The 18,173-nt window shown below is 57.5% G+C and carries 18 protein-coding genes; 9 read left to right on the top strand and 9 right to left on the bottom strand.

What is annotated here, in order from left to right; translation table 11 throughout:
• Positions 1–3: 3 nt before the first annotated feature.
• Positions 4–651 carry a bifunctional 4-hydroxy-2-oxoglutarate aldolase/2-dehydro-3-deoxy-phosphogluconate aldolase gene (gene eda / locus WG622_RS08390; RefSeq protein WP_339403181.1) on the top strand — a complete coding sequence of 216 codons (648 nt, stop codon included), beginning with the start codon at positions 4–6 and terminating at the stop codon, positions 649–651.
• Between the two features lie 144 nt (positions 652–795).
• On the top strand, positions 796–2,643 hold the full coding sequence (gene ilvD / locus WG622_RS08385; RefSeq protein ID WP_339403180.1) for a dihydroxy-acid dehydratase: 1,848 nt from the start codon (positions 796–798) through the stop codon (positions 2,641–2,643).
• Positions 2,644–2,716: 73 nt separating this feature from the next.
• On the opposite strand, the gene WG622_RS08380 is transcribed toward ilvD, so the two are convergent.
• The gene (locus WG622_RS08380; protein WP_339403179.1) at positions 2,717–2,941 is read right to left on the bottom strand and encodes a DUF1127 domain-containing protein; all 225 of its coding nucleotides are present in this window, start codon (positions 2,939–2,941) and stop codon (positions 2,717–2,719) included.
• A gap of 250 nt (positions 2,942–3,191) precedes the next feature.
• Between WG622_RS08380 and rpe the strand changes: the two genes are divergently transcribed.
• Positions 3,192–3,875 (top strand): ribulose-phosphate 3-epimerase, encoded by a 684-nt coding sequence (gene rpe / locus WG622_RS08375; RefSeq protein WP_339403178.1) that lies wholly within the window; start codon positions 3,192–3,194, stop codon positions 3,873–3,875.
• 155 nt (positions 3,876–4,030) lie between these two features.
• The gene (locus WG622_RS08370) at positions 4,031–5,089 is read left to right on the top strand and encodes an NAD-dependent epimerase/dehydratase family protein (protein ID WP_339403176.1); all 1,059 of its coding nucleotides are present in this window, start codon (positions 4,031–4,033) and stop codon (positions 5,087–5,089) included.
• 56 nt (positions 5,090–5,145) lie between these two features.
• Here the strand turns inward: WG622_RS08370 and WG622_RS08365 are convergent, their stop codons facing one another.
• Positions 5,146–5,703: an SH3 domain-containing protein gene (locus tag WG622_RS08365; RefSeq protein WP_438839162.1), complete on the bottom strand. Its 558-nt coding sequence runs from the start codon at positions 5,701–5,703 to the stop codon at positions 5,146–5,148.
• 88 nt (positions 5,704–5,791) lie between these two features.
• On the opposite strand from WG622_RS08365, the gene WG622_RS08360 reads away from it, so the two are divergent.
• Complete coding sequence (locus WG622_RS08360; RefSeq protein ID WP_339403175.1) at positions 5,792–6,784, top strand: 2-hydroxyacid dehydrogenase; 993 nt, start codon at positions 5,792–5,794, stop codon at positions 6,782–6,784.
• 3 nt (positions 6,785–6,787) lie between these two features.
• Here the strand turns inward: WG622_RS08360 and panB are convergent, their stop codons facing one another.
• Complete coding sequence (gene panB, locus WG622_RS08355) at positions 6,788–7,597, bottom strand: 3-methyl-2-oxobutanoate hydroxymethyltransferase (RefSeq protein WP_339403174.1); 810 nt, start codon at positions 7,595–7,597, stop codon at positions 6,788–6,790.
• Positions 7,594–8,433, bottom strand: a complete 840-nt coding sequence (panC, locus tag WG622_RS08350) for a pantoate--beta-alanine ligase (RefSeq protein ID WP_339403173.1) — start codon at positions 8,431–8,433, stop codon at positions 7,594–7,596. The genes panB and panC overlap by 4 nt, the downstream gene beginning before the upstream one ends.
• Positions 8,434–8,601: 168 nt before the next feature.
• On the opposite strand from panC, the gene WG622_RS08345 reads away from it, so the two are divergent.
• The 3 genes from WG622_RS08345 (at position 8,602) to WG622_RS08335 (ending at position 12,549) form a co-directional block, all read left to right on the top strand.
• Entirely contained in the window at positions 8,602–8,742 is a 141-nt protein-coding gene (locus tag WG622_RS08345) for a hypothetical protein (protein ID WP_339403172.1), read from the top strand.
• 110 nt (positions 8,743–8,852) lie between these two features.
• On the top strand, positions 8,853–9,860 hold the full coding sequence (locus tag WG622_RS08340; protein WP_339403171.1) for a hypothetical protein: 1,008 nt from the start codon (positions 8,853–8,855) through the stop codon (positions 9,858–9,860).
• A gap of 181 nt (positions 9,861–10,041) precedes the next feature.
• The gene (locus WG622_RS08335) at positions 10,042–12,549 is read left to right on the top strand and encodes a GcvT family protein (RefSeq protein ID WP_339403170.1); all 2,508 of its coding nucleotides are present in this window, start codon (positions 10,042–10,044) and stop codon (positions 12,547–12,549) included.
• Between the two features lie 87 nt (positions 12,550–12,636).
• Here WG622_RS08335 and WG622_RS08330 read toward each other — a convergent pair whose 3' ends face one another.
• Genes WG622_RS08330 through WG622_RS08315 form a run of 4 tightly spaced genes read right to left on the bottom strand, consistent with a single transcriptional unit; the run spans position 12,637 to position 16,218 of the window.
• Positions 12,637–13,284 (bottom strand): DUF938 domain-containing protein, encoded by a 648-nt coding sequence (locus WG622_RS08330; protein WP_339403169.1) that lies wholly within the window; start codon positions 13,282–13,284, stop codon positions 12,637–12,639.
• Positions 13,281–14,351: an NAD(P)/FAD-dependent oxidoreductase gene (locus tag WG622_RS08325; RefSeq protein WP_339403168.1), complete on the bottom strand. Its 1,071-nt coding sequence runs from the start codon at positions 14,349–14,351 to the stop codon at positions 13,281–13,283. The genes WG622_RS08330 and WG622_RS08325 overlap by 4 nt, the downstream gene beginning before the upstream one ends.
• Complete coding sequence (locus WG622_RS08320; protein ID WP_339403167.1) at positions 14,348–15,280, bottom strand: aldo/keto reductase; 933 nt, start codon at positions 15,278–15,280, stop codon at positions 14,348–14,350. Before WG622_RS08320 ends, WG622_RS08325 begins: the two co-directional genes overlap by 4 nt.
• Positions 15,281–15,315: 35 nt before the next feature.
• Complete coding sequence (locus tag WG622_RS08315) at positions 15,316–16,218, bottom strand: LysR substrate-binding domain-containing protein (protein ID WP_339403166.1); 903 nt, start codon at positions 16,216–16,218, stop codon at positions 15,316–15,318.
• Between the two features lie 46 nt (positions 16,219–16,264).
• On the opposite strand from WG622_RS08315, the gene WG622_RS08310 reads away from it, so the two are divergent.
• A complete protein-coding gene (locus WG622_RS08310; protein ID WP_339403165.1) occupies positions 16,265–16,960 on the top strand; it encodes an SDR family oxidoreductase in 696 nt (231 codons plus the stop codon).
• Positions 16,961–17,061: 101 nt separating this feature from the next.
• On the opposite strand, the gene WG622_RS08305 is transcribed toward WG622_RS08310, so the two are convergent.
• Positions 17,062–18,132, bottom strand: a complete 1,071-nt coding sequence (locus tag WG622_RS08305) for a BMP family ABC transporter substrate-binding protein (RefSeq protein ID WP_339403164.1) — start codon at positions 18,130–18,132, stop codon at positions 17,062–17,064.
• Between the last annotated feature and the right edge of the window lie 41 nt (positions 18,133–18,173).

Genomic DNA, 18,173 nt, shown 5'->3' with positions numbered 1-18,173 from the left:
CCCATGTCGATCACCCCCCAAGAGGCCAGCCTGAAAGCTCGCGAAATCTGTGAGCTCGCGCCGATTGTCCCTGTTTTGGTTGTGCACGAGGTGGCCCATGCGCGCCCTTTGGCTGAGGCTCTGGTTGCAGGCGGATTGCCTGCATTGGAAGTGACATTGCGTACGCCCGCGGCCTTGGACGTGATCTCAGAAATGGCGCAAGTAGAAGGCGGCGTTGTAGGTGCAGGCACCTTGCTGACGCCTGACGACGTCAAAGCCGCCAAGGATGCAGGCGCGCAGTTTGGCGTGTCACCGGGCGCAACGGACAAATTGCTCGATGCCGCAGAAGCTGAAGGTCTGCCCATTCTCGCCGGTGCGGCGACTGCCAGCGAAGCGATGGCACTGCTGGAACGCGGCTATTCCATGCTGAAGTTCTTCCCAGCCGAAGCCAGCGGTGGCGCACCCGCACTGAAGTCTTTGGCCAGCCCGCTGCCTCAGATTTCCTTCTGCCCAACCGGCGGCGTGAGCCCGTCCAATGCGGAAAGCTATCTGTCGCTGCCAAATGTGGTCTGCGCAGGCGGCAGCTGGGTTGCGCCGAACGACCTGGTCAAAGCAGGGGATTGGGCCGGGATCGAAGCCCTTGCACGCGAGGCCAGCCAGTTGCCTCGCTAAGCAAGGCTTCGTTGGTTAGAAACCTTTTTTGTCGCACAAATCTTGCGTTGATCTCGCAAGAATTTGTCCCATATCGCTTGCAAATCCTGCCTGATAGTGGCACGCGATTGGACCAACCTGAAACGAGACCCAAAGAGTAGCGATATGCCTGATCTACGTTCCAAGACCACAACCTTTGGCCGCCGCATGGCCGCCGCCCGCGCGCTGTGGCGTGCAACCGGTATGCAAGATGGTGACTTTGGAAAGCCGATTGTGGCGATTGTGAACTCTTTCACAGAATTCGTCCCGGGCCACGTCCATCTCAAAGACCTCGGCCAGTTGGTTGCGCGCGAAGTCGAAAAGGCCGGCGGTGTTGCCAAGGAAATGAACACCATCGCGGTCGATGACGGTATCGCCATGGGCCATGACGGCATGCTCTATTCCTTGCCGTCCCGCGAAGTCATCGCGGACTCGGTGGAGTATATGGCCAACGCCCATTGTGCGGACGCACTGGTTTGCATCTCGAACTGTGACAAGATCACGCCGGGCATGCTGATGGCGACGATGCGCCTGAACATCCCGACGATCTTTGTCTCGGGCGGCCCGATGGAAGCGGGTAAGACCATTCTGTCCGATGGTGAGCTGAAAACTGACCTCGTGACTGCTATCGTTGGTGCTGCTGACGACAATCGCTCTGATGATGACGTTGCCAAGCTGGAACGCTCGTCTTGCCCAACCTGTGGCTCTTGCTCGGGTATGTTTACCGCGAACTCGATGAACTGTCTGGCCGAAGCGCTGGGTATGGCGCTTCCGGGCAACGGCTCTTTGCTGGCGACCCACTCCAAGCGTGAGGCTTTGTTTAAGGAAGCCGGCCACAAGATCGTCGAACTGTGCGAGCGTTGGTACAAACATGACGACGCATCGGCGCTGCCTCGCGGCATCGCGACCTTTGATGCCTTTGAAAACGCCATGGCGCTGGATGTGGCGATGGGGGGCTCGACCAACACGGTTCTGCACCTCTTGGCGATTGCGCATGAGGCCGAAGTGGACTTCACCATGGCCGACATGGACCGCATCAGCCGCGAAATTCCGCATCTTTGTAAGGTCGCGCCGTCGCATCCGGATTACTACATGGAAGACGTGCACCGCGCAGGCGGCATCGCACGGATCCTTGGCGCGCTGGACCGTGAGGGCAAGATCCACCGTCACTGCTCCACCGTGCACTCCAAAGACATCGGTGAGTTCATCGATAAATGGGACATCCTGCGTGACACCGCGGGCAATGAGGCGCATGACCTCTACATCGCGGCCCCCGGCGGTGTGCGCACGACGCAAGCATTCAGCCAGTCGCGCATGTATACCGAGCTGGATACCGACACGGTCGATGGCTGCGTGCGTGACTTTGAACATGCTTACAGCGAGCAGGGCGGCCTTTGCGTGTTGTTCGGCAACTTGGCTGAGCAGGGCTGTATCGTAAAAACCGCGGGCGTCATCGAGTCCATGTATGAATACGAAGGCACAGCTAAGGTCTTTGAGTCCCAAGACGATGCGATGCACGGCATTCTGCGTGGCGAAGTTCAGCCGCATTCCGTGGTTGTGATCCGTTATGAGGGTCCAAAGGGCGGGCCGGGCATGCAGGAAATGCTCTATCCAACCGCTTACCTGAAATCCAAAGGTCTGGACAAAACCTGTGCGCTCTTCACCGATGGCCGTTTCTCTGGCGGTTCAGCGGGTCTGTCGATCGGTCACGCCTCGCCAGAAGCTGCCGAAAAGGGCCTGATTGCGCTGGTCGAAGATGGCGACAAGATCGAGATCTCGATCTCCAAGCGCAGCATCAACCTGATGGTCAGCGACGAGGAACTTGAACGTCGCCGTGCTGCACACCCGCAAGCGGACAAGGCAGTTTGGAAAGCCGAGGGCCGTCCTCGCGCCGTGTCCAAGGCGCTGAAGGCCTATGCGGCACATGTTGCGAATGCCTCGCTGGGCGCGATCCGCGTGGTGGATGAGGACTGATCCTCGTCAAGCAGCGGCAAGACACAAAAAAGGGCGCTGAGGCGCCCTTATTTTTTGGCCAATGTTGGTTGGCTTAGAAAGACATATAAGGCGCGAAAGCTTTGCGCACTTGGTCTTTGCGGTTCAATCCGCGTTGTGCCAGTTCTTCGTCAGTCAGGTTCAGGTGAAACCGCTCTGCGCGATAGTCTGCAACTGCTTCGCCATGCGCGATGATCGCGTTGCCAAGTGCTACAAACGGCGCGGCCAGAGTGCCGAGAAGTGTGGTCTGAGGACGAGCTGCTACGTCGATATTTGCCATGGGACAAACTCCTTAAAGTTCAATGTCCCTCCCTGCCGCTCAATCTAGTCGCGCGTCTGTGGCACGACCACACACATTCCGGCATAGCGCGCATTCTGATTTTGCATAGGTCGCTGCCTGCTTTTTGGGCATTGGCCTATCACCGTGGCAATTTACGAACGAAGAGCTTTTTCAACGCAAAGATTGCCATTTCGTATCGTGGCGCGCATTTTCCGCGCAACCTCGAATCATATGTGCCCAAGGAGCCCTCATGAGCTTTGATCGTTCCATCAAGATCGCCCCAAGTATCCTATCCGCTGATTTCGCCAATTTCGGCGCGGAAATCGAAGCCGTTGAGGCGCAGGGTGCGGATTGGATCCACGTTGATGTGATGGACGGGCATTTCGTGCCGAACCTGACCTTTGGTCCGCCGCTTTGCGCTGCGATCCGCAAGCACATCAACACGGTCATGGATGTGCATCTGATGATCTCTCCGGTGGATCCTTATATTCAGGCTTTCGCGGATGCTGGTGCGGATGTCTTGACCGCGCATCTTGAGGCAGGCCCGCATATTCACCGCACGCTACAGGCGATCCGCGGGGCAGGGTGCAAAGCAGGGCTCGCGTTGAACCCGGGCACTGGGGTTGAGGACATCGACTATCTTTTGAATATGGTCGACCTGATCTGTGTGATGACCGTAAACCCCGGATTTGGTGGGCAAAAGTTCATTCACAGCCAGATCGATAAGGTCAAGAAATTGCGCGCCATGATTGGGGATCGTCCGATCCATATCGAAATCGATGGCGGCATCACGCCGGAAACCGCACCTTTGATGGCCGCTGCGGGAGCCGATGTTCTCGTGGCCGGGTCTGCGGTCTTCAAAGGTGGATCTGTTCAAAATCCGGCGCCCTATGGCGAGAATATCCGCGCGATTAAGGCGTCTGTTGCCTCGTAACTGAGCTGTCGGGAAAGACATTCTGACAAAAAATACAAAAAATGTCTAAAAAGTCTTGATTCTGGCTTTCCGCCGTGTATGTAGGATGTACGCGCGGCGCAGAGCTGAGTGATCGCAAGCGTCCGCGCAGCCTGATCAAAACAAAGGAATTCGAGATGTATGAGGTAGATACCTCCAAGCCGGTCATGGTGACTGGCGCTACAGGATTTGTGGCTGGATGGTTGGTCAAAGGCTTGCTGGAAAGCGGCGCTACGATCCACGCGCCTGTACGTAATCCGGACAATATCGACAAGCTGGCAAGCCTGAACAAAATTGCCGAGCGGACATCCGGCCAAATCAAGCTTTTCAAAGCAGACCTGATGACACCCGGATCCTATGCCGAGGCGATGGCCGGTTGTGGTGTCGTATTTCACACGGCATCCCCGTTCACGACGGCTGTCAAAGATCCTCAGAAAGAGTTGATCGAGCCAGCTGTCGAAGGCACGCGCAACGTTCTGAACACAGCGAATGCGACCGAAAGCGTGACGCGCGTGGTGGTCACGAGCTCTTGCGCCGCGATCTATACCGACGCCGCAGATTGTGCCGCCGCCCCGGGGGGTGTGTTGACAGAAGCCGTTTGGAACGAGACCGCATCGCTGGACTATCAGCCGTATTCCTATTCCAAGACACTGGCCGAAAAAGCCGCCTGGGAAATCGCGGACGCGCAATCGCGCTGGAAGCTGGTCACTGTCAATCCATGCTTGGTGATGGGCCCCGCGATCGGCGGCGTGCCGACCTCTGAGAGCTTCAACATCATGAAGCAAGTGGGCGAGGGCGCCTTCAAACGCGGTGCGCCCCGTTTGGGAACCGGCATCGTGGATGTGCGCGATCTGGCCCAGGCGCATATGGCTGCGGGATTTGTGCCGTCGGCAGAAGGGCGTCACATTATTGCAGGTCACAACACCGACCTCTTTGAAGTGTTGTCTCAACTCAAAGATCGTTTTGGTGCAAGCTATGCGATCCCTAAGTCGACGCTGCCGAAATGGCTGGTTTGGCTGGCGGGCCCGTCGGTGGGGATGGACCGCAAGTTCGTCTCGCGGAACGTCAACGTGCGTTGGGAGGCGGACAATTCCAAAAGCAAGGCCGCTTTGGGCATGACCTATCGCTCTTTGAAAGAGACGATGGAGGATATGTTCCAGCAGATGATCGACGCAGGCGCAATCAAAGCTGCCTAAAACAGGAACGCCGCGCTCTTTGTTGGGCGCGGCGTTTTTCTATATAAAATATAAGGTTAGTCGCGAATTTCGTCTTCGCCAACGCCCCAGATGTTGTGTTTGCGCACCCAGCCTTTGTAGCCGCCTGCCGCAATCCGGCACCAATCTTCTCCGCATTTCTGCAACTGCGCCACAACGCCCAATTCCAATTGCGCCACCATCGCGGTGTCAGGTTCGGCGCGCATATTCAGCGGCAGCATATCGGCCGTAACAATCACCGTACGGCTGCCAGAAAGCAGCGAGTAATGCACCCAGCCGCCAGCCCCGTCGATGTCCTGCACGCGACGCCAGTGTCCGTGCTCTGCGGTGACAACCAGCGGCATATTCCGGCGCTTGAAGATCCAATCGATGCGGTGGGTCAAGGATGGCCCCCGGCGCACGTTGGCCTTCGTTGCTTTCAATGAAACATAGCGCGGCAAAGGTAGATTTGTGACCGGGCCACGGCGGTATTCATGGTCGTCGTCATCAGCCAGTGCTGGCGCAATCGCCAAGCCCATAGCCAAAGCCACTGCGCAAAGTCCCGATACCAGGTGCCGCCCGTAGGTTCTCATCGCGGAATACATCCGTCTGCTCATAAAATTGCGCGAGGGTTCTTGTGCCTCGTCTCTCTGTCAGGCACTGTGCCATCAACGCTCTGATATTGAAAGAATTGAGAAGTCCCGCATGTCAAAGCCGCCCCTGAGTGTTGTCGTTACGCGACGGTTGCCTGAAGAGGTTCAGTCGCGCATGTCGGAGCTTTTCAATGTCACTTTGCGCGAAGACGACAGCCCGATGTCGCGCGAGGAATTGCAAGCCGCGATGCAAACGGCCGACGTGCTGGTGACCACACTGACAGACCGGATCGACGCGCCTTTGATTGCCTCAGCCGGCAGTCAGCTAAAGCTGATCGCCAACTATGGCGCGGGCTTTGATCACATTGAGGTCGAAGAGGCGCATGAGCGTGGGATTATGGTCTCAAACACCCCCGGTGTTGTGACGGAAGACACGGCCGACATGACGATGGCGCTGATTTTGGCCGTGCGTCGCCGTATCCCCGAAGGTCTGGCCGTCATGCAATCCAGCCCCGAGGACTGGGCCGGCTGGTCCCCGAATGCTTTGCTGGGTGGGCGGATCGCGGGGCGCAAGCTGGGTATTTTAGGTATGGGCCGGATCGGTCAGGCCGTTGCACGTCGGGCCAAGGCTTTTGGCATGGAAGTCCATTATCACAACCGCCGCCGCCTGCATCCCGCTATCGAAGAAGAACACGGCGCGACCTATTGGGAGAGCCTTGATCAGATGGTAGCCCGCATGGACGTGCTCTCGATCAACTGCCCCCATACGCCCGCGACCTTCCATCTGATGAACGCGCGGCGTTTGAAGCTGATGAAAGAAGACGCGGTGATCGTGAACACCTCACGCGGCGAAGTGATCGATCAGGCGGCGCTTGCGCGGGCTTTGAAATCGGGCGCCATCGCGGGGGCGGGGCTGGATGTCTATGAAGGCGGCGCGTCCGAATTCGAAGAGCTGCGCACGCTTGAGAATGTAGTCCTGCTTCCGCATATGGGGTCTGCGACGCATGAGGCACGCGTCGAGATGGGGCAGAAAGTCATGTTGAATATCATGACGTTAGACCATGGCAATCGCCCACCGGATCTTGTGATCCCATCGATGCTGTAAGGCTTATTTGTAGACCTGATCCTCGCCGGGGAAGGCGCGGGATTTGACCTCTTCGGCATAGGTTTTCACGGATTTCTCAATCGCCGGACCAAGGTCGCCATAGACTTTCACGAACTTCGGCGTCCATTCGTTCAAGCCCAGCATATCCTCAAGCACAAGGATCTGCCCGTCGCATTCGGCCGAAGCTCCGATCCCAATCGTGGGGATCGCGATCTGTTTGGTGATCTTGGCGGCCAGAGGCTCAACCATCCCTTCCAGAACAACCGCAAAGGCTCCCGCTTCTGCAACTGCGCGCGCGTCTTCTTCGATGGCGGCCCAGCCGTCCTCGTCGCGGCCTTGTGTTTTGAACCCGCCCATGACGTTGCTGGACTGAGGCGTCAGGCCGACATGCGCCATCACCGGAATGCCACGTTCCACGAGGAAATGGATGGTCTCAGCCATGCGTTTGCCGCCTTCAAGCTTTACGGCCCCGCATTGGGTTTCTTTCATGATCTTGGCCGCGTTCCGGAAGGCCACACCGGGGCTTTCCTCATAGGTGCCGAAGGGCATGTCCACGACAATCAAAGCCTGCTGGGTGCCACGCACAACCGCTTTGCCATGCATGATCATCAGATCCAGAGGCACACCCACCGTGCTTTCCATCCCATGCATCACCATGCCAAGGCTGTCGCCCACCAGAATGAAATCCGCGTATTTGTCGACGATGGCCGCCGTATGCGCGTGGTAGGACGTCAGAGAGACAATCGGCTCTCCGCCCTTACGGCCCGCGATCTGAGGAACAGTGGTGCGGCGGATTTTGACTTGTTTGCTCATAGCGTGATCACCCTTTGATCTAGCAAGAGGACGCCGCCGAATTCGACCGACAGCATGATGGCAATGGGGCCAGCATAGCCCGATTGAATGTCATTAAGCGTTTCCGCCTCTACAATGTCCAGCCCACGCAGAGTGGCGCGGGGCTCTGTGGCGATGGTCTGGGAAATCGTCTCGCGCAATGTGTCAGGATCGGAGCTTTTGACCCGCTCAGCCGCGTCCAACGACTGGGACAGGATCAACGCTGCCGCGCGATCCTCAGGCGACAGGCGCACGTTGCGAGACGACATCGCCAGACCATCGGCCTCTCGCACGATAGGTACGCCGACGATCTCAATCGGAAAGGCCAGATCACGGTTCATGCGTCTGATGACCTGCAGCTGTTGGTAATCTTTCTCGCCAAAGCAGGCGATATCGGGCTGTGTGAAATTGAACAGTCGCGCGACGACGGTGGTCACGCCGCGAAAATGTCCCGGGCGCACCTTTCCATGCAGCATGTTCGCCATGCGCGTGGTTTCGACGATGGTCTCGTCGCCTTCGGGGTACACATCCGCCACCTCTGGGATCAGAACCACATCCACTCCGGCGGCCTCAAGCATCGCCAGATCGCGCGCCTCATCACGAGGATAGGCGTCCAGGTCCGCGGCTTCTCCGAATTGCGTGGGGTTGACAAAGATCGTTGTGACCACGCGATCCGCACGTGATTTCGCCTCGGCGACCAAAGCCAAATGCCCCTCGTGCAGAAACCCCATCGTTGGAACAAGTCCAATGGTTTCAGAGGTTTGGCGATACGCCGCCAGCACGTCGCGACATTCTGCGACCGTTCTGCAAACCTGCATGGCACTCCTCCTGACCTGCGGTTCCTCGCGGTGTAACAAATCGCGCTGCGCTGCGGCAAGGGGCTTATCATCGGCACATTGCGTCATCTGCCCCATTCTCGCCTCATTTCTGTGACATCCTAGAGTCGTGTGGGGGCCGAGCAGGCCTAATTATTTCGGAGACGTAATATGAAGCGCTTGCTTCCATTTATAATAGTATGCGTTTCGGTTGTCGTGTTCGCGGCTGTCGGCCCAATGGTCGGAGAGCCTCATGAGCAAGTTGGCATGCTCTATGGTGCCAGCCCTGTGGCCGTAGAACGACTGAACTGATTTTGCGGAATTTGGCCCAAAACAGCCTATAAACCGCCCTTAGGACATCGCATTTCCGCCCTTTTTCGCTGTTACCCATTCCTGTGAGCAGAAGAACAGGAGGGTCGCTCATGTTGCGCCTCGTACTTGCAGGTTTGGGTTCCATCGTCGCCGCTGGCGCCGGTGCTTTTGTGGTTTTCGGGTTTATGTCGTCAAAAGAGCCTGTTGAAGTTGCCTCGCTGGATCCAAGCGCGGGACTGGAAACCGCGCAGGAGCGCTCGGCCCTGTCGCAAGTTGTCGGGATTTTACCTTTTGTTGATAACGAGCCTCCAATAACACGCGGTCGTGCACTGGCGGACCGTGATGCATTGCGTCGTCGTGACCTGACTAGTTTTATGCCCGAAGCGCCGGAGGGTTGGGAGCGTCTTGAATGGCATGCGTTTTTTGCAGGCAAATTCGGGGATCCCGACAGTCTCGAAGATGTGGAAAGTGAGACCACCGTTTATCTGAATAGTGGAAAAGCGATCTACCTTCGCATCGAAAATGCAACGCCAACAGGCCCAATGGTCGCCGATCTCTTGCAGATGCAACGCTATGTTGAAAAAGGCGGCGATCTGAGTGACTTAGAAGCTTATCGCCCAACGGTAGAACATACCGTTGAAGCGGTGCGTGCCACTGCAGATGGCTGGTCTTTGGGCCCTAAAAAGAAATTCGGTCACTTCAATATCGTCAAGGGCGTGTCGTTCATCATCGGCAAGGACACGAGCAAACCCACGGATTTTCCAAACATGCGCTACTATCACGGTGCACTGGGGGGCGGCGTTGTGATCAAACTGCGTTCTGAGGCTCCGACCGCCGACGTGATGGCTGTTTTGGAGGGCATCGATTTCGACAGCCTGAACCAATTGCAAGAGGTGCCCAACCCGCTGGTCGGCGAAGGCCTGCCAGAGTTCGTTATCGAAACGCCCGAGCAATGGCTGCACAACCGTGGCTTCAAGCTGCGCAAGGTTGAGCGTGTCATCCCGGTCAAGGAAGAGCCAGTTGAAGAAGAGCTGGCCGAGGCTGATCTGGAAGCGGGCGACAAGGACGCAGACAAAGGCGAAAAAGACGCCAAGAAAAAAGACAAGAAGGGGCATTAATCCCCCTTTCCATACACCCCAGAACGGGTTTTCGGCGCGGCTCTTTTGCAAGGGTCGCGCCTTTTTCTTGGGGCTTCGACAGCGAAAGTCGCATTTAGCCTACAAGGCGTCGGATGGATTTGACGTTTTGGGGTCTTTTCGGCTGATATGCTGCCCAAGTCTTTTTAAGGAGTCGCCCGAGATGAAAACCCAAGTAAAAGCGCTTGTTGTTGGCGGTGGTGCGGTCGGTACATCGATTGCCTATCACTTGGCTAAAGCCGGCTGGGATGATGTGATGCTGATTGAGCGCGACGAGCTGACGTCCGGCTCTACATGGCACGCAGCGGGTCTCTTGCCTCTGTTCAACATGTCCTACGCGACCACCCACATCCACAAATACTCGGTGGATTTCTACAAAACGCTTGAGGAAGAAACCGGCCTGAACGCGGGTTTCGCCGTTGTCGGCAACCTGCGTATGGCGCAGACCCAAGAGCGGATGGATGAGTATATGCTCTATGCCTCTACCGCCGAGACCTGCGATGTGGCCTATGAATGGCTGACCCCAGAACAGATCAAAGAGCGTTGGCCGCTGATCGAAACCGGCGACCTAAAGGGCGCGATCTATCACACTGAGGACGGCTATATTAACCCAGCCGACGTGACCCAAGCGATGGCCAAAGGCGCGCGTCAACGTGGGGTCGAGATCGTGCGCAAGCTGCAGGCCGATGCGTTCCACTGGACCGGCACCCATTGGGAAGTCACCTGCACCAAGATGATCGAAAAGGGCGGCAACCTCGTTGAGTCAGACGAGCAGGTCGTGATCACTGCGGAACACGTCGTGACCGCGTCCGGCAACCACGCACAACGCACCGCCAAGATGCTGGGCATCAAGATGCCAGCGATCCCGGTCGAGCACACCTTCATCGTCATGGACAAAGATCCAGAGCTGGTAAAGTGGCGCGAGGCGGGCAACCCAGAGCACCCCGTTGTGCGTGACGCTGACAATGAATCCTATGCCCGCGAAGAACGCGGCGGCTGGATCCTTGGCATTTATGAGCACGGCGCGCCTGCGCGGTTTGAACACGGGGTGCCGGATAGCTTCCGCGCGGATCTCTTCCCGCTGGATATCGACCGGATCGCGGATCAGTACATGGCGATGGCCGAGCGCGTTCCGTCCTGTGCAGAAAGCGGCCTGAAAGACGATTTCAACGGACCGATCTGCTACACGCCAGACGGCAACCCACTGGTTGGCCCGGCTCCTGGTCTGCGCAATATGTGGCTGGCCGAAGGCTTTAGCTTTGGCATCACCGCAGCAGGCGGCACCGGCTATTACTTGGCGCAGATGATGGTCGATGGCGAAGCCGAAATCGACATGGCGTCGCTTGATCCTAAGCGTTACTCTTCCAACTGGATGACCACCGAGTTCGCAGCCCGCAAGAACGAAGAATGCTATGAGCACGTCTACATCCTGCACCACCCGGATGAAGAACGCGAAGCCTGCCGTCCGCTGCGCACAGCCCCTGCCTATGACCGTCAAAAGGCCCGCGGTGCGCAATTTGGCTGGGTGAATGGCTGGGAACGTCCGAACTATTTCGGCCCGCTTGATGCGCCAGAGACTTTCGACAAAGAAAGCCGCTCCTTCCGTCGCGGCGGCTGGTGGCAGCACGCGGTCGAAGAGGCAAAAGCGATCCGTGAAGGCGTTGGCCTGATTGACGCAACCGCCTTTACCAAACATGTGGTTAAGGGCCCCGGTGCCACGCAGTTCCTGGATTGGTTCACCTGCAACAAGCTGCCAAAGGTTGGCCGTATCAACCTGACCTACGCCCTGACATCGGCTGGTACGACCCGCACCGAATACACCATCGTGCGCAACGGCGAGAACAACTACTACCTCGTTTCTGCTGGTGCCTGGACGGAATATGACGCTGACTTCCTGCGCAAGGCGGCCGAAGATAAGATGGAAGAATTCGGCTATATCGAAATTCAGGACGTGACCACTCAATGGGGCGTCTTCGCGATTGCCGGTCCGAAATCCCGCGATGTTCTGAAAGAGGTCATCGTCGATGCCGATCCGGCGACCGCGCTGTCGAACAAACGCTTCCCATGGCTGTCGGCGCGTCAGATCGAACTGGGCATGTGTCCTGTAAATGCGATCCGCGTGGCCTATACCGGCGAGCTGGGCTGGGAGCTGCATCACCCGATCGAAATGCAGAACTACCTCTTTGATCTACTTGAGAAAGCGGGCGAGAAGCACGGCATGAAACTGGTCGGTGCGCGGGCGCAGAACTGGCTGCGTCAGGAGAAGTCCTATCGCGCCTTTGGCACCGAACTGGGCCGCGACGCGACGCCAGCCGAAGCCGATTTGCCACGGTTTATTGACCTGTCCAAAGACTTCCACGGCAAGGACAAGATGGTTGAAACCGGAGTGCGCGTGAAATGCTGCACGCTCTTGATCGATGGGCCTGAGGATGCGGATCCTTGGGGTCGCGAGGCGCTCTATACGCTGGAAGGTCAGCGTGTGGGTCGTTTGACCTCGGGCGGCTATTCGGTGGCTTTTGAGAAGTCCATCGGCATGGGCTATCTGCCGCCAGAGCTGGCGGTTGAGGGCACCAAGCTGCAGGTCAAAATCCAAGACAAGCTTTGGGATGCGGTTGTCACCTGCGACAGCCCTTATGATCCAAAGAACGAAACCATCCGCAAGGACGGCTAAGTGAAACGGGGCTTCGGCCCCGTTTTTCTTTGGGGCGTTGTCCCGCGCCCTGGCGGGCTCTCCCCAGGATATTTGGGGCAAGAGAAATTAGGGTTTCGCGAAGGTGAAGGCGAGATTGTTCGCGGGCATTTCGGTTTTGCGATAGAGCGTGAGGCCAGCGTCTTGGGCCGTGGCTTCCAGCCAGCCATCATCCTTGTAGCCGATCTCTGGATCTTGAGTTCTGAGCGAGGCGTGGAAGTTGGCATCACCTTCAGAGGTGAGCACTCCGCTCCGCATGAAGGGGCCATAGATCATGAACCGCCCTTTGGGGCTGAGCGCTTGGGCGGCCTCTGTCAAAATGTTCTGGGCCTCTGGCGCGGAAATCAGATGCAAGAGGTTTGACAGCAGCATCAAATCATAGCGCTTGGTCGCGCCCCAGCCTGAGGCGGTGGCATCAAGTTCTATTGCTGGGGACAGATTGCTCAGAGCGGCTTGTGTGACATACGCATCTATGCTGGCGATGCGGTCGTCGTCGATCTCACTGGGCTGCCAGAGGATGTCGGGATGGGCCTGCGCATGAGCGACAATATGTTGACCCGTACCGCTGGCGATTTCTAGCGCCTTACCGTGAGGTGGCGCGATCTGCGCAAGCTCTGATGCGATGGGAGCGAGGTTGCGCGCGGCTGAGGGGGCGAACAACTGTGCGCCTTCGTTGGCTTCGACAAAGCTCGCGCCTTCCGGGGTTTTGCGCCTCATCGGCCAAACCGCGCGGGGGTGACGGCGGCGGTGATTTCCGCGACATCGGACGCGCGGCCTGCGATGAGGTCGGCAGCATATTGCGAATAGGCAGGCGCGCTTTGGATGCCCGATCCGCCTTGGCCCGCCATCCAGAAAAAGCTGCTGTCCTCGGGCGATGGCCCGATTACCAGATTCTTGTCTGGCGCAAAGCTACGCAACCCCGCCCACGTATTTTCAACACGCGTGACTTCTTCGGTCACAAAGGGCTGGTAACGCGCGATGCCTTCGGCCAGAACCATATCGTCTGCCCATGCATCATGCGGCACCTGCGGGTCTTCGTCGGCCGGAGACACCAACAGCTTGCCCGCGTCAGGTTTCGCGTACCATTTCTCGTAGACATCCATCAGCATGGGCCACCCCGAGACATCATGGCCCCTGGGTGCTGGAATACGCGCCATGGAGCGGCGTTTGGGCGTTATCCCGATGGGGCTCAGACCGGCAAGTTTGGCGATGTCATCCGCCCAAGCCCCAGCAGAATTGATCAGAGTTTTGGCCTCAAAATCCCCGTGTTGCGTTATGACCCGCCAGCCCGACGACAGGCGTTCTATGGATTGCACGCGATGGTCTGTCAGGATTTGACCGCCTTGTGCTCGCGTCATTTTGGCAAAGATCTGCAGCATACGGTCTGTGTCGATATCCATGGCTTCTGTGGACAGGCCGACAAAACCTATATGATCGGGGTTTAGGATAGGAACAATGCTCTGAGCCTCATCCAACGTTAGACTGCTGCACCCAAATGTTGCGCAGGCTGTTTTAAACCCATCGTGATCGTCTTTCGGTGCAAGCACCATAAATCCGCGCGGCGACAGCAAGTCGTGCTCGTCAAAGAATGCGCGGCCTGCAAGGTTCAGAACAACGGTGGCTGGTTCTCCGTATTGCGCCTCATAGAGGGCCGCCGAGCGTCCCGAGGCGTGATACCCGAGCGCAGGTTCCATTTCGAGCACGACGGTGCTGCCTAAAGGGGCGAGTCGCGCCGCGGTAGAGGCGCCAGCCATACCGCCACCTATGATCAGAAAGTCGATCATTCGGCTTCCTCAAGCCGGTCTGTTGCCGGTGCAGGCCGTTGGGAGAGCGCTTCGATTTCAGCATAAAGCTCGGGCGACATGTTGATCTCTGTGGCCGCGAGGCTGGGGCGCAACTGCGCAAGGCTTCGTGCCGACAGGATCGGATGAGGGCTCGCTGGATGCGCAGCGGCCCAGGCCACGGCCAAAGACGCTGGGCTTACATTTTTTGCATCCGCGAGGTCTGCGAGCTGTGCCGCGCAATCACGCATCCAATCCTGCCCATAGCGCGCATTGTAGCGATCATCCTCTGACAGACGGCCAGTGCCGCCTCTTGCATATTTTCCGGTCAGCAAGCCACCGCCCAACGGAGAATAGGGGGTCAAAGTTATGTCCTGATCCTGGGCCATCGGGAAGATTTCGACCTCTGCCTGACGTTTCACAAGGTTGTACATAGGTTGCAGGATATCGATGGACAGATCGAAGTTTTGGGCGATCTGAACGGCTTTCATCACCTGCCAGGCTGCAAAGTTCGACAGCCCGACATAGCGGATTTTGCCCTCAGCCTTCAGCGTTGCAAAGGTGTCGAGGGTTTCCTTGAGCTCTGTGGCCGGGTCGAAGCGATGCAGATAAAGGATATCGACCATATCCATGCCAAGCCGTTGGCGGCTGATGTCGAACTGGGCCAGCATGTTGTCGCGGCCGGCTCCGCCTGTGTACCCCACCTTCGTTGCGATGATCAGACTGTCGCGGTTTTTGGCAGCGAACTCTCCCAAGAGCGTCTCGGACGCCCCTTCGGTATAGACATAGGCGGTGTCAAAATGGGTGATGCCTGCTTCAATTGAGGCCTCAAACATGGCCTGGCTCTCGGATCTGTCGGCCCGATCCCCAAATTGCATTGTGCCGTAGGTGAATTTTGAAATGGCTGTGCCGTCAGGCGCGGTGATGCTCATGAGTTTTCGCTTTGTGGTCAGTTAGAGGGATGCTGCTAAATTGCACTCTGCGCCGCAAGCCAATTCGCGACCTCAATAGTTTTTTCCGAGGCGCGTTCGGGCGCGTAAAGGACAAAGAACCCATGGTTTGTCTGACGCGTATCCTGCCAAATCACCTGTAGGTTTCCTGCTGCAATGGCATCCTTTGCCAATAGCTTTGGAGCTAGTGCGATGCCTTGCCCATTGATCGCCGCATCAATGGCAAGCGCGGTTTGATTAACGTTAAGTGTGGCCTTTGGTGACGGCAGGTTTAGGTCAGCACAGAGTCTCTCCCAGTGACTGTGGCTGTCTTGAATGAGGTGGTGCTGAAGCAGATCCGAGAGTGTCAGCGCGCCATCGACAAAACGCGGGCTTGCAACAGCAACATAGGAAATGTCACTCAGTTTCATCACTGAGATATCTTTGATCTGAGGGTGGGGGCCCTGTCGGATGACAAGATCCACATCCCCGCGCATGAGGTCTGCTTTTTGTTCTGAAGCATGAATCTTGATGTCAACTTTAGGCATAATTTCAATGAGGTGAGGTAGCCGTGGCATTAGCCATTTTGAGGCAAGTGAGGGTGTGACCGACAGGGTGATCGCGGTTGCTTCGGTAAGTTTCTCGGTCGCTTCCATTACGATCTGCAAGGCGCGGCTGACCTCGGTGTGATACTGGCGGCCCGCATCGGTCAAGTCGAGCCCTCGCGGCAACCGCCGAAACAGAGCTCTGCCAAGGCGTGCTTCAAGCGCACGTATCTGTTGGGCCACAGCGCCTTGGGTCAGATGCAGCTCGTCTGCGGCGCGCCTGAAATTCAAGTGGCGGGCAGAGGCATCGAACATGCGCAGAGCGTTTAGGTTCAGGTTTTTCATCACAGCCAATAGTTTTTCTACAGGATGGGGCGAGAAAGGATCATTCGTCAATATGTCCTTCTACGGCTAGAATCTGGCCAAACCATAGGAGACTGAGATGACCAAAGTGGCAATGATCACCGCTGGTGGCAGCGGCATGGGGGCAGATGCGGCGCGGCGACTTAAGGCGGATGGGTTTGAGGTGGCGATCCTCAGTTCGTCGGGCAAGGGCGAGGCCCTGGCGCAGGAGATGGGCGGTGTGGGCGTCACAGGCTCTAATCTAGAGCAAGCCGACCTACAGCTGCTGGTAAACTCGGCGATGGAAAAATGGGGTCGGATCGATGTGCTGGTGAACTCTGCGGGTCATGGGCCGAAGGGCGATATCCTAGAGATCTCGGATGAGGATTGGCACAAGGGAATGGAGTACTACCTGATGAATGTGATCCGCCCCGCGCGTTTGGTGGCGCCCATTATGGCCAAGCAAGGCGGTGGATCGATCATCAATATCTCGACCTTTGCGGCCTTTGAGCCTGATCCATTGTTCCCGACGTCTGGCGTGTTTCGGGCTGGGCTCGCGAGCTTTGCCAAGCTCTTTGCGGATAAGATGGCCGCGGACAATGTGCGTATGAACAACGTGTTGCCGGGCTTTATCGACAGCCTGCCCGAGACCGAAGACCGCAAGGCACGCATTCCGTTGGGACGCTATGGACGGGCCGAGGAAGTGTCTTCGATGATCAGCTATCTGGCGGGAGAGGGCACCTATGTTACGGGGCAGAACTTCCGCATTGATGGTGGGCTGACCGCGTCGGTCTAAGTGGGGGCCAGCCCCCATGCCCCCGGGATATTTGGGGCAAGAGAAAAAGCAAAAGGCCCGCCGGACGTGGCGGGCCTTTCTATGTTCAGCGATGCGTCCGATTAGTTCGGGATCTCGCCTACGATGCCTTCAACATAGAAGGACATGCCTGCCAGCGTGCCGTCATCTGCGGTCTCGCCTTCGGCCAGCCAAGCAGAGCCGTCCTGTTTGTTGATTGGGCCGGTGAAGGCGTGGTAGCTGCCGTTGCCCAAAGCTTCGACCATCGCCAGTGCTTCGGCTTTCACGTCCGCTGGAACCGCGTCAGAGATCTCGCCGATCTCAACCATGCCGGTAGAGATGCCGTCCCAAGTGTTCACGGTTTCCCATGTGCCATCCATGACCGCCTGAGTACGTGCAACATAGTAAGGCGCCCAGTTGTCGATGATGGAGGATACGCGTGGCATAGGGCCGTATTCCGCCATGTCAGACGCTTGACCGAAGGTGATCACGCCGCCCGCTTCCTGAGCCGCTGCCTGTGGTGCAGTGGAGTCGGTGTGCTGCAGGATCACGTCCGCACCTTGCTCGATCAGAGCTTTGGCCGCGTCGGCTTCTTTGGCGGGATCAAACCATGTGTAAACCCAGATGATTTTGAACTCGACGTCAGGGTTCACTTTTTTCGCGTGGATGTAGGCAGAGTTGATGCCACGGATAACTTCTGGGATCGGGAAAGAGGCGATGTAACCAATGGTGTTGGATTTGGTCATCTTGCCCGCGATATGGCCCTGAACCGCGCGGCCTTCGTAGAAGCGTGCGGAGTAGACGGACACGTTTTCAGCGGTCTTATAGCCGGTTGCGTGCTCGAATTTCACGTTCGGGAATTTCTTAGCGACGTTGTTGGTTGGGTCCATGTAGCCGAAAGAGGTGGTGAAGATCAGGTCCGCACCCTGCAGCGCCATCTGAGTGATCGCGCGCTCGGCGTCCGCACCTTCAGGCACGTTTTCCTGATAGAAGGTTTCGACTTTGTCGCCGAAGGCTTCTTCGACCGCAAGACGACCTTGGTCGTGCTCGTAGGTCCAGCCGCCGTCGCCCACTGGGCCAACGTAGATGAAGCCGACTTTGGTGGTGTCAGCGGCAGCTGCTGACGCCAGGCCAAGGGCCACGGCCGCAGAGGCCAGAAGTTTAGTGAATTTCATGAGGTATACCCCCCTCTGTTGGTTGTGTATTGGCCCCGAGC

The organism is Cognatishimia coralii (genome assembly GCF_037478305.1).
In the GTDB taxonomy this organism is placed as follows: domain Bacteria; phylum Pseudomonadota; class Alphaproteobacteria; order Rhodobacterales; family Rhodobacteraceae; genus Cognatishimia; species Cognatishimia coralii.
The sequence above is the reverse complement of the archived record's forward strand: the minus strand, read 5'-3'. Positions and strand labels throughout refer to the sequence as shown.